Source organism: Leisingera coralii (assembly GCF_049056525.1).
GTDB lineage: Bacteria > Pseudomonadota > Alphaproteobacteria > Rhodobacterales > Rhodobacteraceae > Leisingera > Leisingera coralii.
Window position 1 is genome coordinate 1 of record NZ_JBHUPT010000085.1, and the last position, 6125, is coordinate 6125.

The 6125-nt window shown below is 61.7% G+C and carries 5 protein-coding genes; 1 reads left to right on the forward strand and 4 read right to left on the reverse strand.

Going from position 1 to position 6125, the window contains the following annotated elements; genetic code table 11:
* Positions 1-342: 342 nt before the first annotated feature.
* Complete coding sequence (locus ACFMBG_RS21940) at positions 343-603, reverse strand: hypothetical protein (protein ID WP_421056801.1); 261 nt, start codon at positions 601-603, stop codon at positions 343-345.
* 4 nt (positions 604-607) lie between these two features.
* On the reverse strand, positions 608-1900 hold the full coding sequence (locus tag ACFMBG_RS21945; RefSeq protein ID WP_421056802.1) for a M24 family metallopeptidase: 1293 nt from the start codon (positions 1898-1900) through the stop codon (positions 608-610).
* A 96-nt stretch (positions 1901-1996) separates the two neighbouring features.
* On the opposite strand from ACFMBG_RS21945, the gene ACFMBG_RS21950 reads away from it, so the two are divergent.
* Positions 1997-2902 carry a LysR family transcriptional regulator gene (locus tag ACFMBG_RS21950; protein WP_421056803.1) on the forward strand — a complete coding sequence of 302 codons (906 nt, stop codon included), beginning with the start codon at positions 1997-1999 and terminating at the stop codon, positions 2900-2902.
* Between the two features lie 130 nt (positions 2903-3032).
* Here the strand turns inward: ACFMBG_RS21950 and adh are convergent, their stop codons facing one another.
* Together adh and ACFMBG_RS21960 are read right to left on the reverse strand one after the other, a co-directional pair.
* Positions 3033-4553: an aldehyde dehydrogenase gene (gene adh / locus ACFMBG_RS21955; RefSeq protein WP_421056804.1), complete on the reverse strand. Its 1521-nt coding sequence runs from the start codon at positions 4551-4553 to the stop codon at positions 3033-3035.
* Between the two features lie 133 nt (positions 4554-4686).
* On the reverse strand, positions 4687-5448 hold the full coding sequence (locus tag ACFMBG_RS21960; RefSeq protein WP_421056805.1) for a GAF domain-containing protein: 762 nt from the start codon (positions 5446-5448) through the stop codon (positions 4687-4689).
* Positions 5449-6125: the final 677 nt, after the last annotated feature.

Here is a 6125-nt window from a genome sequence, read left to right on the forward strand (position 1 = left end):
CTGCAAATAACGTCAACAGGGCCCGGAGCCGACCTCGGATGCATCACAGGATCGGCGCCATGTTGGCAACAAGAACGGCCCAGAGCGGTCACTCGCCACAGTAACCGGGCGCTGCGGTGCGGCCCGTCAGAGGAGACATTCGCTGCGCCCGCGAAGTCACGCGAAATGCTAACTCAAACACTGCGGGACTTTCCTGCTGTTCACTGCAAGTGCCCGATCTCCGCTGCAGATGCGAGGGGCTCCGGGAAAACGGGCGGAGAGCGGTCGGCACACTGGTCAAATCCAGAGTCAGCTTGCGTAAGATCACAAATCGCTTGCCTGGTCTTGTAACCTGCCTGCTTACTAAGCCGTTGGCGGTGGTGAGCGTTTGATGGCGATATAGGCGAACTTGTCATTCCAGCCCATCCGGATGCGCTGCTGCACGAGATGGACCTGCCCTTGCTCGAAGAGGGAGCGGGCCGCGGTTGCGGCCCTTCTATTGGCCAGGAGCCAATCGCGGGCATAGATCACCCTCACCCCGGGCTTGCCTTGGCCGATGGCCCGGATCAGCGCCTGCGCGGGGCAGGCGCTGCCGGTGACGTCAATTGTGGCGCCGGGCAGCATGGGCTCAGATCCGCGGCAGGGGGAAGGCAGGCTGGAAGCCTGTGCCCATCAGGCTTTCTTCAAACGGGAACTCCGACAGAAGTTCGATGCCGGTCTCAGTCACCAGAACCTGCTGCTCCAGTTTGACGCCTTCGTGGCCGCCTTCCTCGCCGATATAGCTTTCGACGCAGATGGTCATGCCCGCCTCGATCACCCCGTCATAGCCCGCATCAGGGAAGTCGCCGCGGTGGTAGAGATAGGGGTATTCCCCGGTCATCCCGCAGCCGTGCGAGGACAGGTAGTAGCGGTTGGCAAAGTACTTGTCCGGGATATCCCAGGCCTGATCGGCGTAATCGCGGAAAGTCATTCCCGCCTTCAGGATGCCCATGTTGTGGTACACCTGCTCCAGCGCGGTCTGATACAGGGTCTTTTGCAGGCCGGTGGGTTTGCCCGGGCCCGCATGGAAGGTGCGGGAAAAGTCGCTGTAATACCCGTGGCAGCCCACCACATCGGTGTCCAGCGCAACCAGTTCGTTCTCGCCGATCAGGTGATGCGCGGTTTCCTGGAACCAGGGGTTGGTACGCTCGCCGGCCGACAGCAGCCGGGTTTCGCAATAATCGCCGTTCTGTTCGATCACCGACTTGTGCAGCACCGACCATAGCTCATTCTCGGTCATGCCGGGGCGCAGGGCATCCCGCAGCTTGCCGACGCCGACCTCTGTGGCACGTAGGGAGGCACGGACGCATTTCATTTCCTCCGCTGACTTGATGGCGCGGGCCATCTCGACAGGCTCCTGAGCGTCAACCACCTGGAAACCCGCCTCCTGCATGGCGATCGCTGCGCCGGCGTTCATCCGCTCCATGCCGACGGTTGCGCCCCTGCCGGCCAGGCTGACAATAAGATCGCCGGTCTCGCGCGCCCACTCCCGCTCCCGTTCCACGATATGCGGCCCCGCGGCCACGAAGCTTGCGGTCTTGGCAGGGCGCACCTCGTCGACGGTCTCGTAGCCATCGGCCAGGTGCAGGCAGCCGGTGAACTCGAACAGGATCGAGCGGTCTGCAGTCAGCAGCAGATAGCGCGACGGCGCGTTGCGCATCGAGAAAATCTGCATATTGCGGGTGCCGGTGGCATAGCGGATGTTGATCGGGTCCGACAGGATCACCGCGCCGATGCCGCGTTTGGCCATCTCGGCGCGCACCCGGCCCAGACGGTAGAGGCGCACCGCCTTCAGATCGATGCCTTCGCTTTCCGGGGAGCGGTCCAGCAGGGCAATGCCCGATAGATCGCTGCGTTCGGCGTGCCAGTCAAAATTTGCCATGAGAGTCTCCATTGGCCGATTATCTGGCGCAGGATAGAAATTCATGTCACATCGTGTAAAATTCCTAATACTCTTGAGTTTCCCCAACTTCTGGTCATGAAAAGATACCGCAGATCCCTGCCTCCTCTCGATGGTCTCATCTTTTTCGAAGCTGCGGCGCGTCATCACAGCTTTTCCGCTGCGGCGGAGGAGCTGCTGGTCACCCAGACTGCAGTCAGCAAGCGCATCCGGCAGCTCGAAGATCACTTGGGCGTGGCCTTGTTTCTGCGTTCTGGCCGGGTGATCGAGCTTACGGACGAAGGCCGCAGACTGGCTGAGCAGAGTGCCATTCTGCTCGACTTTACCGAAGCGGCCCTGGCCAGCGTTGCCTCACGCCCCGATGCCCCGGTGCGTATCGCCGCCAACAGCGCGGTGTCGCTATTCTGGCTTTCGCAGCGGCTGAAAGGCTTTGGTTTGTCTGATCGGGCCTGCCCGGTCGAGCTTGTGTCCTCCGATCTGCCGGCTGCCCTGCTCGACGATGCGAACGACATTGCCATTCTGCATGGATCGGGGAGATGGCGGGGCCGTGCAGCGATCCCGCTGCTTCCCGACGTTCTGGTGCCGGTGATCTCTCCAGGGCTGGCGCAACAAGCAAGCATAGGCGCCGGTCAATCGATCTCGCTGCTTGAACCGGAAAAGCGTCCGCCCTTGCTGAATTTTCCCAGGATAACACCGGACTGGACCAACTGGGACAACTGGGGCAACACCCTGGAAGTGAAAGGTTGGCCGCGAACCGAATGCGGGACTTTTGCCCGGTCGATCGGTGCCGCTCTTGAAGGCGCTGGCATCGCGCTGGCCAGCCCGCATATCCTGTCAGCCGAGCTGGCCAGCGGGCAATTGCTGCAGCTTTCCCCCGTGGCGCAGTCAAGCCAGCACGCATATTTCCTGACATATTCGGATGAGCGGCACCTGCGCCCGGATGCCAAGCGGCTTGTCGACTATCTGGCCGGAAATGCCGGTTGAGCTGCCGGGGCCTCCATCACAGCGGGCGTGGCTTGGAAAAGAGTGATGGGGCCGGTTTCCCGGCGCCATCTTGCTTCTAACTTGAACAGCTTGCCTTCGTAAATTTCTGCAAAGGCCGGGAAACCCGGGATCAGAAAAAACCCAGTTTATTGGGGTTGTAGCTGACCAGCATGTTCTTGGTCTGCTGGTAATGGTCCAGCATCATCTTGTGGGTTTCGCGCCCGATGCCGGATTGCTTGTAGCCGCCGAAAGCTGCGTGTGCCGGATAGGCGTGGTAGTTGTTCACCCAGACGCGCCCTGCTTCGATATTGCGGCCAAAGCGATAGGCGCGGGTGCCGTCGCGGGTCCACACGCCGGCGCCGAGGCCGTACATTGTGTCATTGGCAATAGCGAGTGCTTCTTCCTCGTCCTTGAAGGTGGTGACAGATACCACCGGACCGAAGATTTCCTCCTGGAAGACCCGCATCTTGTTGTGGCCCTTCAGAATGGTCGGCTGCACGTAAAACCCGTTGGACAGATCACCGTTGAAGCGCGCGGCTCCGCCGCCGGTCAGCACCTCGGCGCCTTCCTCGACGCCGATGGTCAGATAGGACAGGATCTTGTCCTGCTGCTCCTGGCTGGCCTGGGCACCGACCATGGTCGCCATGTCGCGCGGATCGCCCTGCTTGATGGCTTTAACCCGCGCGATGCACCGTTTGATGAACTCCTCGTAAATGTCTTCCTGGATCAGCGCGCGGGAGGGGCAGGTGCAGACCTCACCCTGGTTGAAGGCGAAGAGGACGAAGCCTTCGACCGCCTTGTCGAGGAAGGCGTCGTCTTGGGCCATCACGTCAGAGAAAAAGATGTTGGGGGACTTGCCGCCCAGTTCCAGCGTCACCGGGATCAGGTTTTCGGTCGCAGCCTGCATGATCACGCGGCCGGTCTCGGTGGAGCCTGTAAAGGCAATCTTGGCGATGCGCGGCGACTTGGCGAGCGGCCCGCCCACTTCCGGCCCCATGCCGTTGACGATGTTCAGCACGCCCGCGGGCAGCAGGTCGGCGATGACCTCGATCAGAACCATGATCGCGGCCGGGGTCTGTTCGGCGGGCTTCAGCACGATGCAATTGCCGGCAGCCAGTGCTGGGGCCAGCTTCCACGCTGCCAGCAGAACAGAGAAGTTCCAGGGGATGATCTGGCCGACAACGCCAAGCGGTTCGTGAAAGTGATAGGCGACCGTGTCGTTGTCGATCTCTGACATGGAGCCTTCCTGGCCGCGCAGGACACCGGCGAAGTAGCGGAAGTGGTCAACCGACAGCGGAATATCCGCGGCGGCGGTTTCCCGGATCGGCTTGCCGTTGTCCCAGGTTTCCGCAGTGGCAATCAGCTCAAGGTTTTCCTCGATCCGGTCAGCGATCTTCAGCAGCAGGTTTGACCGTTCCGCAGCAGAGGTCTTGCCCCAGGCGTCCTTGGCTGCGTGGGCTGCATCCAGCGCCAGCTCCACGTCCTCGGCGGTGGAGCGCGCCACCTCGCAAACCTTGGCGCCGGTGATCGGGGTGATGTTGTCGAAATACTGCCCTTTGACCGGGGCGACGAACCTGCCGCCGATGAAATTGTCATAGCGGGTCTTGAACGGCGAGGCATGCTCACCCGTGATCTGGGTCTGTTCGTTCATGGTGTCCTCCTCTGGTCCCGGTCCTCCGCCGGGAATGCCAAAGAAGATGCTGGCAGGATTGCATGCTGTCAGCCCGATCCGGCCGGTCCCTTGCCGCAACCTGTCTCAGGAGTGAGACAGGTCAGGCCTGGTTTCAGCCGATCCCCAGCCGTTTCATGCGCCGATAAAGGGTTGCCCGCCCGATTCCGAGATTGCGCGCGGCCGCAGAGACGTTGCCGTTTGCCCGCGAGAGCGCCCGGTTCACCGCTGCCCGTTCCGCCTTTTCGAAACCGGTCGGGCCGTCCTCGCGTCCGAAGAGATCCGATGCAGGAAGCGATGTGATCGGGCCTGCGTGGTTCAGTCCAAACGCCTTGCGGGCACCGCGGGTGGCCCCGAGAACAAGGTCGTCCTGATCCACCGCCAGCAGCATGGCTGCCTCGCTGTCATCGGTGTTGGCTACGATGATCCGCGCACCCGGAAAGGCGGCGCGGAAGTTGTCCGTCTCGATTTGCCGGGCGGTCTGAGCCACCATCGCTGCGATAAGCTGGTTGAAAGCCTCGGTCTGGTCAGCGCGGGCGGAGGAAACGTCGAGTGCGCCGATCAGTTCGCCTTCGGGTCCGAAGATCGGCGCGTCCATGCAGCTCATGCCCGTATTGCGGGCGTGGAAATGCTCATCGCGGTGAATGATCACCCTGCGGCCTTCCGCGATGCAGGTGCCAATGCCGTTGGTGCCTTCCGAGGCTTCCGACCAGTCTGATCCCGGCGCCAGTCCCCAGGCCTCGAAGGTGGAAACATCGCTCTTGGATGTCCGCAGGTCCAGCACCACGCCCTCCGCATCTGTCAGCAGCACCCCGCAGCCGGAACTGCCGACCAGCTGGAACAACGCGTCAAGTTTAGGAGCGGCCACCAGCATCATCGCCTCGGATTGCCCGCGCCGTTCCGCAAGTGCCTGCTCAGTGATACGCTGAACGCCTCTCTTTTGCCCGGGGTCCAGCCCGTGGTGATCGAGTGATCGCCGCCACGACGCTGCCAAGCGTGACCGCGCAGCAGCGCCTGGATGGCTCGTGACCTCTACCACGCGTTCGACATGCCGTGAATCTGAACCCAAATCGAAGATCCTCCCGGTCTCAACACTCGCAAGTTTTTTGCCTTTTGCAAAGAACGCCTTCATCTCTGGGCTGATCTTGGGAGAAAGGCGGCGGAAGCCAACCAGCAGAACGGTCCCGCGTTCCGGTCATTCGGTTTCCTTAGATGCTGCACCATCCACGAAGCCAGGATTGACGGGCTGCAGCACAGCATCCACGGTGTCTGTTGGGCGTAGCCTTCGGGCTGTCCTCACTTAGCCGAGGGGAAACCGTCGGCCGAATGCTGGGTTGGTTCTGGTGTTGGCTGAGAGCCCTTTTGCCTCGCAAGCGGTAGCAGCATTTTACTGCTGCTGCATATTCATGCGGGAAAGACGGGCCAGACCAGACCTTCGCCAGGGAGGTTATCGCTGCGTCGCAACTTACCCGAAGCTGCTCTCTGTTTGCAGAAGCGTCAAGCACGGGTTCTATAGCCGTTCGGGGTCTTGGTTCTCTACGAAGTCGGTGTTTC

Bases quoted from the DNA above. Each gene is read 5' to 3' on its own strand.
- ACFMBG_RS21940 (WP_421056801.1), bottom strand. From the start codon at position 603: ATGCTGCCCGGCGCCACAATTGACGTCACCGGCAGCGCCTGCCCCGCG.
- ACFMBG_RS21945 (WP_421056802.1), bottom strand. From the start codon at position 1,900: ATGGCAAATTTTGACTGGCACGCCGAACGCAGCGATCTATCGGGCATT.
- ACFMBG_RS21950 (WP_421056803.1), top strand. From the start codon at position 1,997: ATGAAAAGATACCGCAGATCCCTGCCTCCTCTCGATGGTCTCATCTTT.
- adh (WP_421056804.1), bottom strand. From the start codon at position 4,553: ATGAACGAACAGACCCAGATCACGGGTGAGCATGCCTCGCCGTTCAAG.
- ACFMBG_RS21960 (WP_421056805.1), bottom strand. From the start codon at position 5,448: ATGATGCTGGTGGCCGCTCCTAAACTTGACGCGTTGTTCCAGCTGGTC.